We start from the raw sequence: 17,455 nt of genomic DNA on the forward strand, positions 1-17,455 counted from the left end.
GCTTTTTTGGCCGGGTGACAGGAAGCTCATGGCCACTTTCGCCGCTGCGCTTGGTAAACGAACAACCGGGCGCCCTCCAATACCCCTCTGGCCATCATGCAAAACGCAATGCTCCAGACGTTGCACCTTGCAAGGTGCATGTGTGACTACACCCGGCTAAAAACATAAGCTATTGATTTTTAAGATAAAAAATCTTTTCGAAAAGCTGGCACGCAGTCTGCAATCCCCTTGGCAAGCCGGCCTTAGGGCCAACGGACTGCAGGAGAGACCCGATGATCAGCCAGACCCTTCGCAAGCACTTGGTAGGTACTGCGCTCTTCGCTTGCTTCGCCAGCGCCGCCGTCGCTGCCCCCCAGGGCCAGGACGTCAGCCGCGAACAGGCACTCATCGCCTCTACCCGCATCGCTGCCCAGGCCATGGTGCCTGCAGCCAAGCCGCTGGCAAGTCAAGGTCGTGGGGAACTCAAAGCCATCCCGGCACAGTCCAACGGTGACCGTCTGGTGAAGCAGACCCGCTGGGTATTCTGAGGTCATGACCATGATGTGGATGCTGCTGGTGATTGGGTTGTTCGCTGCAGTGATGGTCATGAGCATCGGTATGTTGCTCAGTGCTTTGATGATGGGTCGTGCGCTCAATCAGACGCACAACCTCAATGGTCTGGATCTCGATCTGACCGCTGTGGAACCATGGATGGCGAGTCTGGATACCCAGGATTTCGCTAATAAAACCAATGCTCGCTGGACAGGTGCTGTCGTCCGCTGAGTGCACTTGTAATACATAGGAGAAACACCATGCTGAGCTGGGCTATCACTTTCCTGATCATCGCGATCATCGCAGGCGTCCTGGGTTTCGGTGGCATCGCCGGTACCGCCACCAGTATCGCCAAGATCCTGTTCGTGCTGTTCCTGGTGTTGTTCGTGGTGTCGTTCTTCATGGGTCGCCGTCGTCCCTGACGCCAGCCCCATGAGCAAGACAGGCTGCCGGTCGTGACGACCGGCGGCTGAGGCTCTGTCATCGGATTGCAGCTTTAAGCCGATTCAATGAGCAACCTCGAAGTCGTCTCCTCACCCGAGACGCAAGGGCCACATGGTCGGGACGCTCTGCAGTTAGGGAGGGTTCCAAGAGTACAGGGAGTACTTTCGCACTCGTAGCGGACTGGGCTGGTTACGACCACACCCCTGAATTCGACCGGTTTCGTCGTCAACGAAACCCGCCGACGTCAGGGGTGTTGTCGTTTCAGAGCAAGGAAAAAACGACCGGGCGGAACGTACTCAGCCCTGCCAGAAGGCATCCCACCAGGTGCGCTCACCGCGAGCGTCTTCCAGGACGACGGTACAGGTGGTGCCGGCTGCGAGCAGCAGCCCCTCCGGTAGCGGATCCAGAGCGATGCGCACCGGTACCCGCTGGGCCAGGCGTACCCAGTTGAAGGTGGGGTTCACGTCGGCGGTGAGTTCACGGCTCTGGGGATTGTCGCGGTCGTAGATACCGCGGGCGATGCTTTCCACATGGCCCTGCAGCGTCTGGCCGCTCATCAGCCGCATCTCGGCAGCGGCGCCCACCCGTACGTGGGGCAGCTTGGTCTCTTCGAAGTAGCCATAGACCCAGAACGAGTGGGCATCGATGACGGCCAGCTTGGGCGCGCCGGCAGCGGCGTAGTCGCCCTTGAACACCGACAGGTTGGTCACATAGCCATCGACCGGCGCCAGGACCCGGGTGCGCTTGAGGTTGAGGCGTGCCGCTTCCAGCTGGGCCTGCGCCTGGCGCAGATCGGCCTCGGCAGCCAGGGCGGCGGCGCTGGCGTCTTCGCGGTTCTCGCGGGAAACCACCAAGCTGTCGATGTCGGCACGGCGCCGGGCATTCTGCTGGCGCATGGCGAGGGTGGCCTTGCGGGCGGCGACCGAGGCCTCGGCCTGGTGTACGGCGATCTCGTAGTGCTCCGGATCGATCTGCAGCAGCAGGTCGCCCTTATTGACCCACTGGTTGTCGCGCACGGCGATCTCGGTTACCAGGCCCGCCACGTCGGGCGCGATGGTGATGACCTCGGCGCGCACCCGGCCGTCGCGGGTCCAGGGGTCGTTCATGTAGTGCACCCAGAGCAGCCGCCCGAGGATCAGCGCCAGGCAGACCACCAGCAGGGTAAAGAGCACGCCGAAGAGTTTCTTGAGGATCATGGCAGGAGTCCTAGCGATAAACGCACAGCGCCAGGGCGCAGTAGAGGCAGATGAACAGGGCCAGGCGCAGCAGCGCCGGATGCCAGACGACGTGATAGAGGCCGACCGCGGCCAGCACCCGGTCAAGCGCCCAGGCGAGCAGGGCGGCGACCAGGAACAGCACCGTCACGGTGGGCAGGTAGAGGCCATGGAAGGCGATTTCACGGGGCATGGGAGATCTCGTGATAGCGGGCCAACGGCCCCTGGGGATCGAGCAGGGCGCTGCGGATGAAGTGCAGATCGCTCTGCACCTGGCGCAGGGGCGACTCGTCATAGGGCAGTTCCGGCGGTTCGGCCACGGCTGCCACGGTGGCCAGGGCAGCGTCCACGGCAGCCAGGGCCCGACGCAGGTTTTCCGCTCCGGGCTTGAGGAAGAGGCGCACCAAGGCGCGACCGAGGACGCGGATGGCCTGGCGCCAGGCGCTGTGCTCGGCATAGCGGGGCGCCCCAGGCAGGCGTAGCTGCAACTGGCGCAGCTCGATCACCGCGTGACCGATTTCCAGTACGCAGAAGGCCCAGCCGATCAGGCGCCGCTGCGCCTCGCCCCGCCCGGCGCTGACGCCATAGGCCTGGGTGAGCAGATCGCGGGTCTGGCCCTCGAAGGCCGGCGCCAGGTGTGGCAGGGGGGCGCTGACCGCCCGCACCAGCTGCTGGCGCAGGTCACGCTCCAGGCGGCGCCACAGCCAGGGGCTGTTGGGTGGCAGCAGCACTGCCGAGACCGCCGCGGTGATCACCATCGACAAGACCACGGCGATGCCGTTGTTGATGAAGGCGTAGGCGTCGTAGACCGGCGGATTGTCGGGGATCGAGGTGAAGCAGAAGAACACCAGGCAACCCAGGCCATAGCCCATCCAGCCCGGCCGCAGGGAAATCCAGGTGCCCAGCATGAACACCGGTGCCAGGGTCAGCAGCAGCAGCGGCAGGCCGGTGATCCAGGGAAAGACGAAGAAGGTCAGGAAGAAGCCCAGCACCACGCCGCCACTGGCGCCAACGGCCATCTGCAGGGCGGTGCGCTTGGGATCGGGCGAGGCCGAGGCCAGCGCCGAGACCGCCGCGGCGTTGAGCGCCAGCATGCCGCCACTGGGATAGGCGCTGGCGATCCAGAACGCGCCCAGCACCAGCACCAGAAAGGCGCTGCGGATGCCGGTGACCGCGGCGCCCAGGGCATTGGCCTTGGCCACGAAGCGCGGCTTCCACTGCTCGCGGCTGTGTCGCGGCGCCGCCAGGGAGGCGTGGGTCTGCAGATAGCCGTGCCATTCGCCGGTGAAGCGAAAGAGCAGCTCCACGGCGGTCTCGAAGTCGCGCCGGTCGGCTTCGCTCAGGGGCGGCAACTCGGCACGCAAGGCGCGAATGCGCGGGCGCAGACCCTGGTGCAGCTGTTCCAGACGCGCCGCCGCCGCCAGGGCAGCACGGTCGGTGAGCGCCTGGCCACGCCATTCCTCGAACACCTCCAGCAGCGGCGCCCAGAGGCGTTCGAGGGCCGCCAGGGGCACTTGGGCGTCGCGCTCGCGCAGGCGCATCAACAGCCGGCTGAGGGCATGCAGGCGGGTGGTCAGACCCATGAATTCGGCATTCAAACGGGCCAGGCGCCCGCTGCGCATGCGCATGTGCGGGTCTTCGAAGGCCGAGGCGCTGCGCAGGCTTTCCAGCCCCACGGCCTCGGCCGCCAGGCGCACGCCAGCGGCTTCCAGGGTGGCGCGGTCGAGGCGGCCACGCAGGACATCGGCGGCCAGCCCGGCGAAGCCGCCCATGCGCCGATAGAGGGTCGCGCGCATGGCCGTGGCGCTGGTCTGCGGAAAGACCGCCGCGCTCACCGCGCCGCTGCAGAGCACCCCCAGGGTAATGGCCAGCACCCGCATGACCGCCGAAATGAAGGCGGTGTCGGCGTTCACGGCGGCGGGAATGCCGATCAGGGCGGCGGTATAGCCGGCCAGCATGCAGGCATAGCTGCGAAAGTCGCGATAGCGCGCCGAACCGGCCACGCAGAGGCCGATCCACAGGGCCAGGAAGATCAGGAAGGGCACCCGTTCCTGGGCGAACAGGGCGATCAGCACCAGCATCACCGCCAGCCCCAGCAGGGTGCCCATGACCCGGTAGAAGCTCTTGGCCAGGACCTGGCCGCTCTGCGGCTGCATGACGATGAAGACGGTGATCACCGCCGAACTCGGATGCGGCAGTTGCAGGCGCATGGCCAGCCAGAGTGTCAGGCTGGCGGCGAGCAGCACCTTGGCCTGGTACAGCCAGAGGCTGCCATCGCTGCGCGCCCAGGCGCCCAGGGCCTGGCGCAGTGGCGAGTGGGTGGCAACGTGGGTACTCACCGCGCGGCCCGCTCGACGGCGACGCGGGCCGGCACCAGGTCGTGGTCGCCTGGGCCGCGTTCAAGGTCCGCGCCGCCGCCGAGGGCGACCAGGGCGCCGGCCTGGGCGGCCAGGCGCAGGGCGTGCACCTGGGCGGTGATGCGCTGCTGGGCGAACAGCCGGGTCTGGGCGTCGAGCACGTGCAGGTAGTCGGTCAGGCCGCGACGGAAAGCCTCGCGGGCGATGTCGTAGGTGCGCTGGGCTTCCTGGCTGGCCTGGTCGGCGAGGGTGGCCTGCCTGGCCGCCGAGTCGGCTTTGATCAGGGCATCGGAGATGTCCTTGAGGGCGTCCACCAGGGTCTGGTTGTAGGCGCTGACGGCCAGGTCGTAGGCTGCCGATTCCGCGCCGAGGCGTCCGCGCAGGGCGCCACCGTCATAGATCGGCAACGAAAAGGCGGGGCCGATGAAGGAGCCGGTCTTGGCGTGGGTCAGCATCTCGCTGAGACGGCCCAGGGTGAGGAACTGGCCGACGTTGGCCACCAAATCGATATTGGGATAGAAGCTGGCGCGGGCCACGTCCACGCCCTTGGCCGCCGCGGCGATCTGCCAGCGGCGCGCCACCACGTCGGGACGCTTGCCGACCAGTTCCAGTGGCAGGGCACTGGGCAGGCGCGGTGCGGCGCCCAGGGTCAGTCGCGGTCGCTGCAGGCGGGCGCCGGCACCCGGGCCCTTGCCCGCCAGGGCGGCGAGCTGGTTGCGATCCAGCGCCAGGGTCTCGTCCAGGGCTTCCAGCTGACGCTCGGTCTCGGGCAGCAGGGCACGCGCCTGGCTGACCTCGAACTGGGTGCCGAGGCCACCGTCCAGCTGGCGCTGGGCCAGGTCGGCCAGTTGCCGCTGCTGTTCCAGGGTGGCGGCGAGGATGTCGCGCTGGTCATGGTGCAGGGCGAAGCCGATATAGCTGCGGACGATGTTGCCGGTCAGCTCCAGCTCGGCGGCGCGTACCTCGGCGGCGGCCTGGTGGGCCTGGTCCAGGGCCTGGGCGCTGGCATCACGCTCGCGACCCCAGAAGTCCAGGGCGTAGCTCAGACCCAGCTCGGCATTGTTGTTCCAGGTAGTGCGGTCGGCCAGCTCGCCGGGGCCATAGAAGCCGTCGGTGGGCCAGCTGTAGCGCTTGAAGGCGCCCTTGGCCTCTACCTGCAGGGTCTCGCGGGATTCGGTCAGGCCGGCCAGGGATTCGGCGCGGCGCACCCGGGCGGCGGCCGTAGCCAGGCGCGGGTTGTCGGCCAGGGCGCCGCTGATCCAGGCGTCCAGCTGGGGATCGCTATAGGCGCGCCACCACTGGCGCTCGGGCCAGGCGGCCTGCCCGGCGGCGGCACGGATGGCAGCGTCGGTGGCCAGCGCCTGATCGTCGAGGCGCTGCGCCTGGGGCGCGTTGTGACCGGTACCGATGCAGCCGGCCAGCAGGGTCGCCAGGGCGACCACCGTGAGCGCAGGCCAGGCTCTGCTAGAGAAAGGCGACACTTGGGGGTCCGTTTGCAACAGGGCCATACTCCGGATTCGCGTCAGAGAAGCGCGGCGGGTCGGCGGGATGAGCTGGAACTGAAGAGGACGCCAGCGGACGAGGAGGCCGCTGGGGTTACCATTAGGCTGCTAACGATTCTATAAAATTCCAGGAGGGTCGATTAGCGCGCCAACCGGCGAATCTTTGTTTCACATACTGAAATAATGTGGAAAATGGCGCTTTCGTCAGACTGTCGAGGCGGCATGGACACCCTGCACAACATGCGCGTTTTCGTCGCCGTGGTGGAAAGCGGCAGCTTTACCGGCGCGGCCCAGACGTTGCAGACCACCACCGCCCATGTCTCCCGGGCGGTGGCCCATCTGGAAACCCATCTGCGTACCCGCCTGTTGCACCGCACCACGAGACGCATCGCCCTGACCGAGGCCGGCCAGCGCTACCTGGCGCGTTGCGAGCAGATCCTCGCCTATGTCGAGGAAGCCGAAGCCGAGGCCGGTCATGCCCAGGCCCGGCCCGAGGGACGGCTGCGGGTGCACAGCATGACCGGCATCGGCCAGCACTATGTGATCCGCGCCATCGCCGGCTATCGCGCCCTGCATCCCGAGGTGCGCTTCGACCTGACCATGGCCAACCGTATCCCCGATCTGCTGGAGGAGGGCTTCGACCTGGCCATCGTGGTGGCGGCCGAGTTGCCCGATTCCGGCTTCGTCTCCCAGCAGATCGGCCACACCTACAGCATCCTCTGTGCTTCGCCCGCCTATCTGCAGGAACACGGCCAGCCGCAGACGCCGGCGGAGCTGGCCAACCACGCCTGCCTGAGATTCATCAGCCCGGTGGTGTCCTTCGACCGCTGGCACTTCGAGGGTCCCAACGGCCCGGAAACCTATCGCATCGGCGAGACCCCCTTCCAGGTCAATGTCGGCGACGCCATGACCGAGGCCCTGCGCCAGGGCCTGGGCATTGGTGTGCTGCCGCTCTATTCGGCAGTGGACGGCCTGCGCGATGGTAGCCTGGTGCGGGTGCTGCCGGCCTATCGCCTGCAGCGGCTCAACGCCTATGCCCTCTATGCCTCGCGGCAGTACCTGGATGCCAAGATCCGCACCTGGGTGGCCTATCTGCGCGAACAGATCCCCGGTGCGCTGGAGGCGGACGAGGCCTTCGTGCGCGCTGTCAGCGAAGTCGTCGGACAATCGCATTGAGCTCGACGGGGCGCTTGGACTAAGCTCGGGAAAGACCCGGCTGCGTGCCGGGTCATAGTTAGTAAGCTATTGAAATATCGCCCGGTATCGCGGTCCTGAGGGCGACAGGACGGCTGCTCGACGGCACGCTCCACTCGCGTCGAGGTCCATGTCCCGAAGTCGGTGGCCATGCCGACGGACCGCCGTGCAGGACGGCCGGATCACGCAGGCGGTCAGGGACCGCCGTCAGTACCACGGGAGTCCAATGAGCGCCCCAGCAGGACCCACTCTGAGATTCGCCGACCAGCCGCTCAAGGGCATCGCCCTGATCTGTCTCGCGGTCTGGCTGTTCGCCTCCCACGACGCCCTCTCCAAGTACCTGTCCGGCTTCTATCCGGTGGTCATGGTTGTCTGGGCCCGCTACCTCTCCCACACCCTGCTGATGATGGGCATCTTCATCCCGCGCTCGGGGCTGGCGGTGATCCGCACCAAGCGGCCCGGGCTGCAGGTGCTCAGGGCGCTGTGCCTGATCGGCTGCAGCCTGTTCTTCACCACCGGGCTGCGCTACCTGCCCATGGCCGAGGCCACCGCCGTCAACTTTCTCGCCCCGCTGATGGTGACGGCGCTGTCGGTGCCGCTGCTCAAGGAGACCGTGACCCGCAGCCAGTGGGCGGCGGTGCTGGCCGGCTTCATCGGGGTGCTGATCATCGTCAGGCCGGGCGGCCAGCTGTTCACTCCGGCGGTGCTCTTGCCGGTCTGCTCGGCGGTGTGCTTTGGCCTCTACCAGCTGTTGACGCGCCTGCTCAGCGGCATCGACAGCCCCACCACCAGCAACTTCCTCACCGGCATCATCAACACCCTGGTGCTGAGCAGCGTGGTGCCCTTCTTCTGGGAGATACCCACCCTGGGCCACGGCTTCATGCTGGCCCTGCTCGGCTTCTTCGGCATGTCCGGTCATCTGCTGCTGACCCAGGCCTTCCGCTACGCGCCGCCGGCGTTGCTGGCGCCCTTCAGCTATGGCCAGATCGTCACCGCCGGCATCATCGGCTATTTCGTCTTCGGCCATGTACCGGACAGCGGCGCGCTGATCGGCATCCTCATCATCTGTGCCAGCGGCCTGGCGGTGGCCTGGCAGCAGAGCCGCAAGGCGTCCAAGGCCAAGCAGGCCCGGGCGGTGCCGGCAGCGCAGCCCGAGGCGCTGCCGGAGGTGGTGGCCGATGCCGCCGCGGGCACCTCGGCTCAGCGCAGCCCGTAGTCGGCGATGATCCCGACGAGGATCGCCAGACCCGCCCAGTGGTTGTGCAGGAAGGCCTTGAAGCACACCAGGGGATCACGATTGCGGGTGACGTGGAATTCCCAGGCGAAGCAGCCCGCCGCCACCACCAGGCCCAGGTAGAAGGGCAGGCCCAGGCCGAAGCGACCGCCGGCCAGCGCCAGGCAGAGCAGGGTGAGGCCTTGGAGGGTGGCGATGATCACCCGGTCGGCATCGCCGAACAGGATGGCGGTGGACTTCACGCCGATCTTGAGATCGTCCTCGCGGTCGGCCATGGCGTAGTAGGTGTCGTAGCCCACCGTCCAGATCACGTTGGCGACGAACAGCAGCCAGGCCGCCGCCGGCAGCTCGCCAGTCTCGGCGGTGAAGGCCATGGGCATGCCCCAGGAGAAGGCCGCGCCCAGCACCGCCTGGGGGTAGTAGGTGTATCTCTTCATGAAGGGATAGAGCGCCGCCACGCCGAGGGCGCCGAAGGATAGCCAGACGGTGGTGGCGTTGGTGCAGAGCACCAGGCCGAAGCTGAGCAGCACCAGCACGGCGAAGAACAGCAGGGCCTCTTTGGGCGAGATACGTCCGGTGGCCAGGGGGCGATTCTTGGTGCGGGCGACGTGGCCGTCGAAGTTGCGGTCGGCGAAGTCGTTGATCACGCAGCCGGCCGATCGCATCAGCACCACGCCGAGCACGAAGATCAGCAGATTCTTCAGGCTCGGCACGCCCTCGGCGGCGATCCACAGCGCCCAGAGCGTGGGCCAGAGCAGCAGATAGATGCCGATGGGCCGGTCCAGTCGGGTCAGCTGGACGAAGTCCCAGATGCGCTCGCGACGGGGGCGCGTGGCGATGACCCGGGCACTGGGCTCGGGGCCGCGGGTGGCGGCAGGACGGCGATCACGGGGGCGGGAGGCGTGCTTTTTCATCGGACGACTGCGTGGCGAAGGGCCCGACGATTATAGGGGCCCCGTGGCGCCAACGCTGCCACGCTGATGATTCGGCTAGCCTTCGCGCCCGGCGTGGGGCCAGAAGGCCGGCAGGAAGACCTCGCCCACCAGGATCGCCAGGGGGCCGCGCCGGAACACCGAGCGCCGGGCCCAGCAGGGCGTTGCTGCCGCCCCTGCGGGCAGCCAGGTCAGCGGATAGCGACAGGCCTCCAGCGGCCCGCGAACGAAGGCCGGCGCCTGGAACAGCCAGTGGCCGAGGGGCCGCTCGCCCAGCGCCGCCAGATCGAAATCCGCCGCTTCCAGGGCCGTGCGCGCCGCCACGCTGCGGGCGAAGACCCAGGCCTCGCCGCCACCGCGCAGCCAGACCTCGCGCACCCAGCCGGGGCTGGCCGCCGGGACCTCAAGCGCCTGGCTCTCGTCCAGGCGCAGGGGCTGCCAGCCCTGGGCGATCACCTCGACGGCGAAGCGCCCGCCACTGAGGGCGGTCAGCCGTTCGGTGAGCGAACCGCGGTCTGCATAGAGCCAGCCGAGCGGTGCCTCCCGGTAATCCGGTGCCTGGCTGGCCGCCACGTGGGTCAGCCAGCGCGGGGCGCCGTCACAGGCCCCAGACATTGCCCAGGGTGCTCAGCAGGGAGGGCTGTGTGCCTTGCTTGCCGAGATAGCCGAGGATCACCTGGGCGAACTGGCTGGTCATGCCACTGTTCATGCCCAGGGCGTTGAAGGTCTTGTCGACGTCCTGGCGGCTGTCGACATTGCCCAGCAGGCTGCCCAGCGGACTCTGCTTGGCGTCCTGGCCACCCCCGCCGAGCAGACTGCCCAGCCCACCCAGTTGCGCCAGGCCGCCGGTGGCGTTGGCGCCGGCCAGCTGGTCCAGTCCCGGCACGGCCTTGGCCAGTTGGCGATAGTCGTTGCCCACCAGCTGATTCTTGGCCAGGCCGAGCAGGGCGCCGGTGCCGCCCACCGCCTGCTGCGGGGTGACATTGAGCTGGGTGGTCAGCGCCTGCAGCAGGCCCTGGGCCTGGGGCGTGGCGGCCGCCGCGGCGGTGGCCTTGGCGTTGTTGTTGCCATTGGCGCTGTTGTAGGCGTTGACGGCGTCGTTGAGGTTGAAGGCGAAGACCGGGCTGGCGGCGAGCACCAGCGGCAGGGCTAGAACGGACAGACGCATGGGCGGACTCCAGCAGCTTGCGTGAAAGGTCAGAGAATAACCCGACAGCGATGACCACCGCCTGAACGACGTCCCTGCAGGGAGCGGACGCTACGGTTATCATCGCCGTTTTGCCGGGAGAACACCGATGCTCAACGGGTTGTGGCTGAGCTTCTTCATCGTCGCCGGGATCAGCGCCTTCGGCCAGTGGCTGGTGGCTGGCAACGCCGGGGTCTTCGCCGCCATGGTGGAGAGCCTGTTCGCCATGGCCAAGCTGTCGGTGGAGGTCATGGTGCTGCTGTTCGGCACCCTGACCCTCTGGCTCGGCATCCTGCGCATCGCCGAGAAAGCCGGACTGGTGGACGCCCTGGCGCGGTTGCTCGGCCCGCTGTTCGCCCGGCTGATGCCAGAGGTGCCGCGCGGTCATCCGGCACTGGGGCTGATCACCCTCAACTTCGCCGCCAACGGGCTGGGCCTGGACAACGCCGCCACCCCCATCGGCCTCAAGGCCATGCGCGCGCTGCAGGAGCTCAACCCCAGCAGCACCACCGCGAGCAATGCGCAGATCCTCTTCCTGGTGCTCAACGCCTCCTCGCTGACGCTGCTGCCGGTGACGGTGTTCATGTACCGGGCCCAGCAGGGCGCGCCGGACCCGACCCTGGTGTTCTTGCCGATCCTGCTGGCCCACACCTGCGCCAACCTGGTGGGGCTGTTCTCGGTGGCCTTCATGCAGCGGCTGAAACTCTGGGATCCGGTGGTGCTGGCCTGGATCGGCGGGGGCGCCCTGGCCTTTGGCGTCTTCGTCGCCTTTCTCTTCACCCTGACCGCCACGGCGCTGGCCGGACTGTCATCGCTGCTCGGCAACCTGACCCTGTTCGGCATCATCCTGGCGTTCATGATCCTGGGCGCCCTGCGCAAGGTGCCGGTCTACGAAGCCTTCGTCGAAGGCGCCAAGGAAGGTTTCGACGTCGCCAAGTCGCTCTTGCCCTACCTGGTGGCCATGCTCTGCGCGGTGGGGGTGCTGCGCGCCTCCGGCGCCCTGGAGGCCATTCTCGAAGGCATCCGCCATGCAGTGACCTTTCTCGGCTGGGACACCCGCTTCGTCGAGGCCCTGCCCACCGCGCTGGTCAAACCCTTCTCCGGCAGCGCCGCCCGCGCCCTGCTGATCGAGACCATGCAGACCCATGGCGTGGACAGCTTTCCGGCGCTGGTAGCGGCCACCATCCAGGGCAGTACCGAGACCACCTTCTATGTGCTGGCGGTGTACTTCGGTGCGGTGGGCATCCAGCGCGCCCGCCATGCGGTGGGCTGCGCCCTGCTGGCGGAATTCACCGGGGTCACGGCATCGATCCTGATCTGCTACTGGTTCTTTGGCTGAGCCTTGGGTTCCATGTCGACCATCCAGTCGTTTTGCACCATGCGCCGCTGACGGCGCGAGGTCAGCTGCTGGGTCTGCCAGTCCTCGGCGATCAGCGCACAATAGTTGCCGTCGTGCTGGCCCAGGCGAAAGCGCCGGCGCACCCCGATGGGATCGTGATCCGAGCCATAGAAGGCCACCGCGCGGATCTCCAGGCCCTCGAACACCCAGCCCTCGGGCGGCCGGTGGTTGTCCAGGGTCAGGCCGTTGTGCTCGGCGGCGCGGCGGATCAGGCCCTGGAAGGTGCCGATGTGGGTGAAGTCGCCGGTGTTGAGCGGTCCCTGGTGGGTCGCCTCGCCCAGCACCAGATCGGGATCGAAGTCATCCTGGCCGCTCTCGCGGATATCGGTGACATCGGTGTAGAGCGTCTCGCGGTTGGTCTTGAGGATCACCGTGAGCTGGTTGATGAACACCGGCTCGGCGCTCATGTTCGACAGCAGGCAAAGGGCGCCCACGCCCTTGCCGGCGCCGCGGTTGATGATCAGGCGCGGCTGGCGCTGGCGCTTGTAGTTGTTGAGCAAGAGCTGGGCATAGAGCACCCAGACGCCCAGGGTGCAGCACTGGGCGAAGAGCGTGAGGACTTGAGAGTTGTCTTTCAACCACTGGAACATGGGGGCACTTCACGGCAAGGAATGACCATCGGAAAGACCGTTCGGGTTCCAGGTTCCACCGCTTCGCTGGCCAAAGGATCGCGCTGAGAACATCGCCACAGCTCGGGCGTCCAAGCCTGAGAGGTCATCACGCCAAGGAAAATCGCCATGCTGCGTCTATCGCTACTCTGCTGTACCGCCCTGTTGAGCACGGCTGCGCTGGCCGAACCCCTCTCCTGCGACCAGCTCAAGGCCGAGATCGAGGTCAAGATCCAGTCGGCCGGGGTGACCGCCTATACCCTCGAAGCGGTTCCCAACGCCGAGGTACGCGATCCCAACATGGTGGTGGGCAGCTGCGCCAACGGTACCCACAAGATCCTCTATCAGCGCAACGACTGATCCTCGGCCCGGAGGACGAACCGTTCATCCGCTGGATGCTTGTACAGTTGCGCTTGGCTTAGTACTGTTTGCGCATACAGTATTTAGCCAAGAGGGTAATGCCATGTCGCCGTTCGCCCGGATTCGCCAAGCTCTGTCCCTTGCCCAGCCCGCGCCGCGCTGGATGGAACGCGAGGATTTCCTGCGCATGAGTCGCCAGCTGCGCGAGCAGAAGGGTCGCCCGGTCGCGCGTCGCAGCCAGGATCGCGATCAGGATGATTGGGTCAGCGTACCCGCCTAGCGGGTCCTGGGCTGACCCGCTCGCCCTCCCTGGCGACGGGGGTCAGAAGGGCGAGCAGATGCCCCGCTGGGAGCTCACCAGTTCGCGCTGGCCGTCGTAGAGGGTGATCTCGCCCTGGCCGAAGGTGTGTTCGGCCGCCAGTCGATAGCGCCGGCCGGCCTGGAAATTCCCGTAGTCCAGTTCCAGATAGCATTGGATCTGCAGAGGTTCGTTCCAGCCGAAACGTGGTCCGAAGCCACTGCCGCCATAGAGTTCGTAGCGATAGCTCACCTTGAGGCTGTGGCTGCCAGGGGCGAGCTGGAAATAGCGGCCGTCGTCGAGACGTCTGCCATCCTGGGACTCGGCCAGCAGCGAGGCGCCTACCGCGGGTTCGCGCAGCTCCAGATCGACCCACGCCTGCTGGGGATCGGCCGGGGGCAGCGGCGTGGTGCAGCCGCCGAGCAGCAGCAGCAGAGGAAGCAGCAGGCGCAGACGCATGGACGTCGACTCGCGACAGGGAGATCAGCCGAGTCTACACGTCGCCGCAACGACTGGCAGTGCTGCGCGCCACTTCCTGGTTGCGCTCGTCATAGAGGCGCGCCCAGGGTCGCCAACCGGTCTGGCCGGCTTCCAGGCGATAGCGCTCGCCCGCGGCGAAGGCCTTGTAGTTGAGGGTCACCAGGCAGGTGCGCGCCAGCGGATCGGCCACCTGGGCGCCGATGTTGGTGGGCTTCACCTCGAACTGGTAGCGTACCTGCAGATCGTGGTTTCCTGGCCAGACCTGGAAGTAGCGTTTGTCTTCGAGATCCTTGCGATCGGCGCGCAGGGCTTCCAGCTTGGCCTTGCCGTCGCTGTCCAGATCGATCCAGGCCTGCGCCGGATCGGGCTTGGGCAACGGCCACAGGGAACAGCCCCCCAGGAACAGCACAGGCAACAGCAGGCACAGTCTACGCATGACGGCTACAACTCCGGGCAGGGAAGGGTGCGCCACCCAGTCAGGCACCCTGCCTGCGCAACGCGCGAGCCGTTGGCTGGCGCTGCTGTCCCTCTTGATCGGACTGAGCGGTTGTACCTCGGTCGGGTACTACGCTCAGATGGTACAGGGCCAGTGGGCGCTGATCCGTGATCGCGAGCCCATTGCGACGGTCGTTGCCGATCCCGCGCGGCCCGTCGCCCTGCGCGAACGCCTCGCTGCCGCCGCAGCGGCTCGACGCTTCGCCAGTGCCGAATTGGCTCTGCCGGACAACGCCAGCTATCGCAGTTTCGTCGAACTCAAGCGACCCTTCGTGCTGTGGAATGTCTTCGCCACCGCCGAATTCTCCACCCGACCCACCACCCACTGCTTTCCCATCGCCGGTTGCGTAGCCTATCGCGGCTACTACCGGGAAGCCAAGGCCCGAGCTGAGGCGCAGCGGCTGCAGGCGCAGGGTCAGGACACCTACGTCGGCGGCGTGCCGGCCTATTCGACCCTGGGCTGGTTCAGCGATCCGCTGCTCAGCAGCATGCTGCGCTGGGACGACGACCAGGTGGCGGCCACGATCTTCCACGAGCTGGCCCACCAGCGCTTCTATCTGCCCGGCGATACTGCCTTCAACGAATCCTACGCCACCTTCGTCGAGGGCGAAGGTCTGCGACAATGGCGCGCCAGTCGTGGCCTGCCGCCGCCGGACGCTGGGCGCGAGGCCCGCTACCAGCAATTTCGCGCCCTGCTGCTGACCACCCGCGACGACCTAGCCAGGCTCTATGCCCAGCCGCTGGTGTCGGTGGCCATGCGCGCGGCCAAGGCTCGGCGTTTCGCCCAATTGCGTGCTGACTATCAGCGCCTGCGCGCCACCCCGGCTTGGCGTGAGGAGCGTCGCTTCGATGGCTGGATGAGCCAGCCACTCAACAACGCGCGGCTGGTGCCCTATGGCCTGTACGAACAGTGGGTGCCGGCCTTTGCCGCCCTCTATCGGCAGCACCCGGGCAACTGGCCGGCGTTCTTCCACCGGGTCCGGCTGCTGGGCGAACGCCCGGCGGCCGAACGCGAGCAGGCGCTCAGGGCACTGCTCGACCAGGCAACATCGCAGCCCTAGCGCGGTGCCCGCCAGTTGGACCAGGCGGTGACCAGACCCAGCGCTGCCGCCAGGGCCAGTCCCAGCCGCGGCGCCAGGCCGCCATCCAGATGCAGCAGCAGCGCCAGGGCCGCGGCGCCCAGGGCCATGCCAGTCTGCCGGGCGGTGGCCTGGACGCCGCCGGTGGCACCGTTGCGACCGAGCGGGGCAGCGGTCAGCATGATCCTGTTGTTGGGCACCTGGAAGAAGCCGAAGCCAACACCCCCGACGATCAGGCAGGGAACCAGCAGCGTGGTGGAGTGTTCCAGCGGCATTACCGCGGCCGCCGCCAGCCCTAGAGCGATCCCCAGCCCCCCGAGCATGCACAGCCGCTGCGGCGGATGGCGGTCGGCCAGCCGCCCGGCCACTTGCGCCGAGACGGCCACGGTGAGCGGCCAAGCCAGCATCAACAGGGCCACTTGCAAGGGCACCAGTCCGAGCTGGTGCTGCAGATAGAAGGGCAGGGCGAGAAAGCAGAGCATCTGCGCGGCAAAGGAGCAGACCGAGGCCAGCACCGAATGGCGCATGGCCGGCAGCCCCAGCAGGTCCACTGGAAGCAGGGGCGCCGGCAGGCCGCGCTCGCGACGCACCAGCAGCACCAGACTGGCCGCGGCCAGCAACAACAGGGCCACCCCCTGCAGCGGCGCGCCGCCGAGCCGCTCCAGACCGCCGATGCCGGCGCAGAACAGCAGGGCGTTGAGCAGCACGCTGACGGGATCGAGACGGCGTTGCGCGTGGGGGCTGTCGGGCAGGTTGCGCACTAGTAGGCCGACCAGGATGGCCAGGGGTACGTTGATCGCGAACAGCCAGGGCCAGCCGCCCAGCGCCAGGATGGCCGCGCCCAGGCTGGGCGCGGCCGCCGAACCCAGGGCTACGCACAGGGCGTTGATGGCGATGCCGCGACCCAGGCGCGCGTGCGGATAGGACAGCCGCACGATGCCGGCGCTGACGCACATGATGGCGGCGGCGCCGACCCCCTGCAGCGCTCGGGCAGCCACCAGGCTGGCCAGATCCGGCGCCAGGGCACAGCCCAGGGAAGCCAGGCCGAAGATGCCGACCCCGACGGCGAATACCGGACGCAGGCCGTGGCGCTCGGCCACCGCGGCCAGCGGAAACAGCAGGGCGACCAGACTCAGCTGATAGGCGCTGACGATCCACACCGCCGCAGCGGCCGAGACCTCCAGGGCCTCGGCGATGCTGGGCAACGCCAGGTTGGCGATGCCGCTGTCCAGCACCGTCATGCTGATGGCCAGCAGCAGGGCGGCGACCGCCCGGTAGCGTCGGGGTCGCGGCAGGCCATCGGCGAGGGGGGCGCTGGTAGTCAATCCTCGACCTTCACATGCTGGTCGCTCTCGCCGAGCTTCCAGTAGCCGGCGGCCTTGACCCAGTCCCGCGGCAGACCCTTGGCCAGCAGCGCCTGCCGCGCGGCGCGGGCCTGGGTCGCCTCACCGGCGATCCAGGCATAGCCTTCGCCCGCGGGCAACTCCAGCTGCTCCAGGGCCTGCACCAAGGCATCGGCCTCGGTTTCGCGATAGACCCAGCGGATCTCGGCGGCGGCGGCCGTCGACAGGGCGATCTCCAAGCCTGGACGAGCCACTTCGGCGACGACCTGGACCCGGACGCCGGCGGCCAGCTGCTCCAGGCGGCGGGCGATGGCGGGCAGGGCGGTCTCGTCACCGGCCAGCAGGTACCAGTCGAAGTCCTCAGGTGGCACCAGGGCGCCCTTGGGGCCACCGATGATCAGCTCGGCACCGGGCTGCGCCTGGCGTGCCCAGGTGGTCAGCACCCCGGCTTCATGCAGATAGAAGTCGATGGCCAACTCGCCGCGCGCGGCGTCGTAGTGGCGCGGCGTGTAGTGCCGACCGACCAGCTGCTCGGGGCTAGCGGCGCGGATCGGGGTGGTGTCGGCGGGGACGAACAGCTTCACGTGCTCGTCGAAGGCCGCGCTCTGGAAGTCGGCCAGGTCGCTGCCGCCAAAGGTCAGGCGCAGGAGGTCACCACCGAGCGCTTCGCGGCGAACGACGGTCGCCCAGCGGCGCTTGAGGTCGAAGCGCACGCGCTGGAACAGGTGAGGGGCACTGGCATCGCCCTCGCGGCTGTGAAAAGATGTCGCCATTGCGGAGGTACCATTCATTGAGGTTC

General features: G+C 67.6%; 21 protein-coding genes. 9 read left to right on the forward strand and 12 right to left on the reverse strand.

What is annotated here, in order from left to right; genetic code table 11:
• Window positions 1-272: 272 nt before the first annotated feature.
• The 3 genes from C722_RS0116380 to C722_RS25885 are packed head-to-tail and all read left to right on the forward strand — an operon-like array spanning window position 273 to window position 953.
• A complete protein-coding gene (locus tag C722_RS0116380; RefSeq protein ID WP_007160204.1) occupies window positions 273-527 on the forward strand; it encodes a hypothetical protein in 255 nt (84 codons plus the stop codon).
• A 10-nt stretch (window positions 528-537) separates the two neighbouring features.
• Window positions 538-762 (forward strand): hypothetical protein, encoded by a 225-nt coding sequence (locus tag C722_RS0116385; RefSeq protein WP_173149989.1) that lies wholly within the window; start codon window positions 538-540, stop codon window positions 760-762.
• Window positions 763-791: 29 nt separating this feature from the next.
• The gene (locus C722_RS25885) at window positions 792-953 is read left to right on the forward strand and encodes a DUF1328 domain-containing protein (RefSeq protein WP_007160206.1); all 162 of its coding nucleotides are present in this window, start codon (window positions 792-794) and stop codon (window positions 951-953) included.
• 318 nt (window positions 954-1,271) lie between these two features.
• Here C722_RS25885 and C722_RS0116395 read toward each other — a convergent pair whose 3' ends face one another.
• From C722_RS0116395 to C722_RS0116410, 4 genes are read right to left on the reverse strand one after another with little or no spacing between them, the layout of a single operon-like run.
• Window positions 1,272-2,171: an HlyD family secretion protein gene (locus tag C722_RS0116395; protein WP_017641547.1), complete on the reverse strand. Its 900-nt coding sequence runs from the start codon at window positions 2,169-2,171 to the stop codon at window positions 1,272-1,274.
• Between the two features lie 10 nt (window positions 2,172-2,181).
• The gene (locus C722_RS0116400) at window positions 2,182-2,382 is read right to left on the reverse strand and encodes a DUF1656 domain-containing protein (protein WP_007160208.1); all 201 of its coding nucleotides are present in this window, start codon (window positions 2,380-2,382) and stop codon (window positions 2,182-2,184) included.
• On the reverse strand, window positions 2,372-4,528 hold the full coding sequence (locus C722_RS0116405) for an FUSC family protein (RefSeq protein ID WP_017641548.1): 2,157 nt from the start codon (window positions 4,526-4,528) through the stop codon (window positions 2,372-2,374). Before C722_RS0116405 ends, C722_RS0116400 begins: the two co-directional genes overlap by 11 nt.
• On the reverse strand, window positions 4,525-6,027 hold the full coding sequence (locus C722_RS0116410; protein ID WP_037064181.1) for an efflux transporter outer membrane subunit: 1,503 nt from the start codon (window positions 6,025-6,027) through the stop codon (window positions 4,525-4,527). Before C722_RS0116410 ends, C722_RS0116405 begins: the two co-directional genes overlap by 4 nt.
• Window positions 6,028-6,270: 243 nt before the next feature.
• On the opposite strand from C722_RS0116410, the gene C722_RS0116415 reads away from it, so the two are divergent.
• Together C722_RS0116415 and C722_RS0116420 are read left to right on the forward strand one after the other, a co-directional pair.
• Window positions 6,271-7,224, forward strand: coding sequence for a LysR family transcriptional regulator (locus tag C722_RS0116415; protein ID WP_017641550.1), 954 nt, complete (start codon window positions 6,271-6,273; stop codon window positions 7,222-7,224).
• Window positions 7,225-7,468: 244 nt separating this feature from the next.
• Entirely contained in the window at window positions 7,469-8,458 is a 990-nt protein-coding gene (locus C722_RS0116420; protein ID WP_017641551.1) for a DMT family transporter, read from the forward strand.
• On the opposite strand, the gene ubiA is transcribed toward C722_RS0116420, so the two are convergent.
• From ubiA to C722_RS0116435, 3 genes are all read right to left on the reverse strand, one after another.
• Window positions 8,443-9,390, reverse strand: a complete 948-nt coding sequence (gene ubiA, locus C722_RS0116425; RefSeq protein ID WP_017641552.1) for a 4-hydroxybenzoate octaprenyltransferase — start codon at window positions 9,388-9,390, stop codon at window positions 8,443-8,445. The genes C722_RS0116420 and ubiA overlap by 16 nt on opposite strands.
• A 75-nt stretch (window positions 9,391-9,465) precedes the next feature.
• The gene (locus tag C722_RS0116430; protein ID WP_017641553.1) at window positions 9,466-10,023 is read right to left on the reverse strand and encodes a chorismate lyase; all 558 of its coding nucleotides are present in this window, start codon (window positions 10,021-10,023) and stop codon (window positions 9,466-9,468) included.
• Window positions 10,007-10,576, reverse strand: a complete 570-nt coding sequence (locus tag C722_RS0116435) for a DUF2780 domain-containing protein (protein ID WP_017641554.1) — start codon at window positions 10,574-10,576, stop codon at window positions 10,007-10,009. Before C722_RS0116435 ends, C722_RS0116430 begins: the two co-directional genes overlap by 17 nt.
• A gap of 127 nt (window positions 10,577-10,703) precedes the next feature.
• On the opposite strand from C722_RS0116435, the gene C722_RS0116440 reads away from it, so the two are divergent.
• Window positions 10,704-11,933: a nucleoside recognition domain-containing protein gene (locus tag C722_RS0116440; protein ID WP_017641555.1), complete on the forward strand. Its 1,230-nt coding sequence runs from the start codon at window positions 10,704-10,706 to the stop codon at window positions 11,931-11,933.
• On the opposite strand, the gene C722_RS0116445 is transcribed toward C722_RS0116440, so the two are convergent.
• The gene (locus tag C722_RS0116445) at window positions 11,915-12,583 is read right to left on the reverse strand and encodes a hypothetical protein (protein WP_017641556.1); all 669 of its coding nucleotides are present in this window, start codon (window positions 12,581-12,583) and stop codon (window positions 11,915-11,917) included. The genes C722_RS0116440 and C722_RS0116445 overlap by 19 nt on opposite strands.
• 147 nt (window positions 12,584-12,730) lie before the next feature.
• Here C722_RS0116445 and C722_RS0116450 point away from each other — a divergent pair, with 147 nt between their 5' ends.
• Window positions 12,731-12,961: a DUF1161 domain-containing protein gene (locus C722_RS0116450; RefSeq protein WP_017641557.1), complete on the forward strand. Its 231-nt coding sequence runs from the start codon at window positions 12,731-12,733 to the stop codon at window positions 12,959-12,961.
• Window positions 12,962-13,064: 103 nt separating this feature from the next.
• Entirely contained in the window at window positions 13,065-13,241 is a 177-nt protein-coding gene (locus C722_RS26460; protein ID WP_017641558.1) for a hypothetical protein, read from the forward strand.
• A gap of 42 nt (window positions 13,242-13,283) precedes the next feature.
• Here the strand turns inward: C722_RS26460 and C722_RS0116460 are convergent, their stop codons facing one another.
• Both C722_RS0116460 and C722_RS0116465 read right to left on the reverse strand, forming a co-directional pair.
• Complete coding sequence (locus tag C722_RS0116460; protein ID WP_017641559.1) at window positions 13,284-13,718, reverse strand: hypothetical protein; 435 nt, start codon at window positions 13,716-13,718, stop codon at window positions 13,284-13,286.
• Between the two features lie 34 nt (window positions 13,719-13,752).
• Complete coding sequence (locus C722_RS0116465) at window positions 13,753-14,175, reverse strand: hypothetical protein (RefSeq protein ID WP_017641560.1); 423 nt, start codon at window positions 14,173-14,175, stop codon at window positions 13,753-13,755.
• Here C722_RS0116465 and C722_RS0116470 point away from each other — a divergent pair.
• Entirely contained in the window at window positions 14,174-15,295 is a 1,122-nt protein-coding gene (locus C722_RS0116470) for an aminopeptidase (RefSeq protein WP_157225839.1), read from the forward strand. The genes C722_RS0116465 and C722_RS0116470 overlap by 2 nt on opposite strands.
• Here the strand turns inward: C722_RS0116470 and C722_RS0116475 are convergent.
• Window positions 15,292-16,638, reverse strand: coding sequence for an MFS transporter (locus C722_RS0116475; RefSeq protein WP_017641562.1), 1,347 nt, complete (start codon window positions 16,636-16,638; stop codon window positions 15,292-15,294). The genes C722_RS0116470 and C722_RS0116475 overlap by 4 nt on opposite strands.
• Entirely contained in the window at window positions 16,635-17,429 is a 795-nt protein-coding gene (locus C722_RS0116480) for a siderophore-interacting protein (protein WP_081594598.1), read from the reverse strand. Before C722_RS0116480 ends, C722_RS0116475 begins: the two co-directional genes overlap by 4 nt.
• Window positions 17,430-17,455: the final 26 nt, after the last annotated feature.

The sequence above is a fragment of the Pseudomonas sp. 313 genome, from assembly GCF_000316965.1.
Classification (GTDB): domain Bacteria; phylum Pseudomonadota; class Gammaproteobacteria; order Pseudomonadales; family Pseudomonadaceae; genus Chryseomonas; species Chryseomonas benzopyrenica.